The organism is Treponema endosymbiont of Eucomonympha sp., from assembly GCF_001028545.1.
This window is the reverse complement of the sequence record NZ_BBPW01000108.1, coordinates 1-2,365: the sequence shown is the minus strand read 5'-3', so window position 1 is coordinate 2,365 and position 2,365 is coordinate 1. Positions and strand designations below refer to the sequence as shown.

General features: G+C 60.0%; 3 protein-coding genes. 1 reads left to right on the top strand and 2 read right to left on the bottom strand.

Annotation, left to right across the window (positions count from 1 at the left end; genetic code table 11):
* Window positions 1-686 (top strand): hypothetical protein (locus AWU74_RS04990; RefSeq protein ID WP_238580174.1); only part of this gene is annotated, 686 nt, incomplete at its 5' end.
* A gap of 152 nt (window positions 687-838) precedes the next feature.
* Here the strand turns inward: AWU74_RS04990 and AWU74_RS04985 are convergent.
* The gene (locus AWU74_RS04985; RefSeq protein ID WP_002515145.1) at window positions 839-1,252 is read right to left on the bottom strand and encodes a sec-independent translocase; all 414 of its coding nucleotides are present in this window, start codon (window positions 1,250-1,252) and stop codon (window positions 839-841) included.
* 50 nt (window positions 1,253-1,302) lie between these two features.
* Window positions 1,303-2,184, bottom strand: a complete 882-nt coding sequence (dapA, locus tag AWU74_RS04980) for a 4-hydroxy-tetrahydrodipicolinate synthase (RefSeq protein ID WP_002514058.1) — start codon at window positions 2,182-2,184, stop codon at window positions 1,303-1,305.
* Window positions 2,185-2,365 lie beyond the last annotated feature (181 nt).

Below are 2,365 nucleotides of genomic sequence, written 5' to 3'. Positions count from 1 at the left end.
CGTGGAACATGGGGCTGGACAGCCGCCCAGCCCGCCCATCCTCACCGAAGGCTGCCATTTCTTGGCACGTCTACTGCCCCATGAACGCAATCTTCGGCTCCTACGTCGGGTGCAATCTCCCCGACACTCGCACCTTCCACAACGCCGACCAGGCAGCCCAGTTCAACAACTCAGCCTCCTTGCTCAGTGAATTCGGGGCCACCAAAGACCCCGGCACTCTCATGGGGGTCACATCCAAGGCTCGCGCCCATCTGGTCGGCTGGCTGTACTGGACGTACAACGGAAACTCCGACCCGACAACCCAGAATGCTGCAGACGAGGAGCTCGTCCGTCATATCAACCGTCCGGGACCTGTCACCGACGAACAAGTGGACCACACCAAGCTCGCCATTCTGGCGGTACCGCACCTGCGCGCCGCTGCGGGCACCCCGACCTCGACGACCTGGGACCAGTCCACCCGGACGTACCAGGCCACGTGGACGGCTAAACGTGTCGCCGGTGACGGTGACTTCGCGGCAGGATCCGTCTCCGAGATCGCCGTCCCGGCTATCCACTACCCCAATGGTTACAAGGTCGAGGTGAAGGGCGCCAAGGTCATTTCCAAAGCCGGAGACACACGCCTGCAGGTCAGCTCCACCGGAGAAGGCCCGGTAAGCGTCACCATCACCCCTGCCGGTCAGGCCTAAGCCACTTGTGGCACGAACAACCTATGCCAGACGCCCCTTGACAAGATGGCATGCAGCACTCGTGGCACAAGGGGCTCGAACGTGATGTGGTGGGCCACCCAATACCAGGTGGCCCACCACATCACAGATAGGTCATCATGTAAGGAATCACATTAGGTGGCCTCGAGGTCAAAGGGGACGGGAACGGCCTCGTCATGAACGACTGAGGAGGGTGCCGAAACGGGAGTTTCCGGAAGGCCCTCGGAGTTACGAATGTCAGCCAAGCCCAAGTCGAGGTCGGAGCGGACGTCGGACAAATCAGCCTTAATTTCGTCAATGTCGTCCTGCAAGCTATCCAGGACGTACTTGCGCACAAAATTCTGCGGCTTGAGGTCCTGGTAGTCCAGATCGGCGAACTGCGGACCCAGCTCGCTGCGAAGCTGATCGCGCGTGTTGTTCGCGATGTCCTTGAGGTAATGGTAAATGCGCGCCGCTTTGCGGGCCATCTCGGGCAGCTTGTCCGGCCCAAACATGAGCACAGCAATGACGATGAGTACCGCGATTTCCGCTGGACCTGCTGTGGACATGGCCTTTACCTTACCCCTGGCTTCGAGCTCCCAATGTCATGGCGAGGTTGTCACAGCTGAGTGCGATCCAACACACCGAAGAAAGTCTCAGCCTGCTCAGGAGTCGGCATCGTCTGAGGGGGACGCACCCTACCGACGGTAAACCCCTGGTGAGCCAGTCCCGCCTTAACCATGGTGGCCCCCTGAGCTGCAAAGACACCGGTAAGCACTGGCAGGATCTCCCGGTAGGTCGACAATGCCTCGTCAATTCGGCCGTCAACATATGCGTCGATGACCTCGTGCATGCGTCGACCGGTGAAATGGGTTGACGTGCCGACGAGGCCAACTCCACCCACTGACAGCAATGCCGGAGTGATGGCATCGTCACCGGAGTAGTAGGCCAGAGTGGTGCTGGCCATCACCGTCGCTGACTCAACCACAAGCCCCTTGGCGTCCTTGACGGCCACAATCCGTGCATGGTCGGCCAGTTCAATGAGGGTCTTCGTCTCAATCGGAGTACCGGTGCGTCCCGGAATGTCATAAAGCATGATCGGCAGGTCGGTGGCATCGGCAACAGCGGTGAAGTGCTCAATGATCCCAGCCTGTGAGGGCTTGGAGTAGTAGGGGGTGACGACAAGTAGACCGTCAGCTCCAGCCTCGGCAGCCTGGTGAGCCAGTTCGATGGTGTGAGCGGTGTCATTGGTTCCGACTCCGGCTACAACCGCAGCATCCGATCCGACAGCCTCGACGACAGCCTTAACGATCTCAGCCTTCTCAGAATCAGTCGTGGTCGGCGATTCCCCCGTCGTGCCGTTGACGACAATGCCGTCATTGTTTTGTTCCTCAACGAGCTTGTGCGCCAACTCGCCAGTCCGACGCAGGTCCACCGCCCCGTCGAACGTCATCGGAGTCACCATGGCCGTAAGCAGACGGCCAAAAACGGGAGCGGACATGCAAAACCTCCTTTTATAGCTGTTGCCCATGGTAGCCACGAGATAGCCTCAGCGGGAAAAGCTGTTAGTGTGAGTCTAGCACAGCCCAGACATCAAGTCACCTGCGCCGGGTTATGGGAGTACGCCGACGGCTCCGTCGCACCCTCCCCGGCTCTACAGGAAGCCCGCGAAGCAGCCAGCG

Coding starts and splice junctions, on each gene's coding strand:
- AWU74_RS04985 (WP_002515145.1), bottom strand. CDS start 1,252: ATGTCCACAGCAGGTCCAGCGGAAATCGCGGTACTCATCGTCATTGCT.
- dapA (WP_002514058.1), bottom strand. CDS start 2,184: ATGTCCGCTCCCGTTTTTGGCCGTCTGCTTACGGCCATGGTGACTCCG.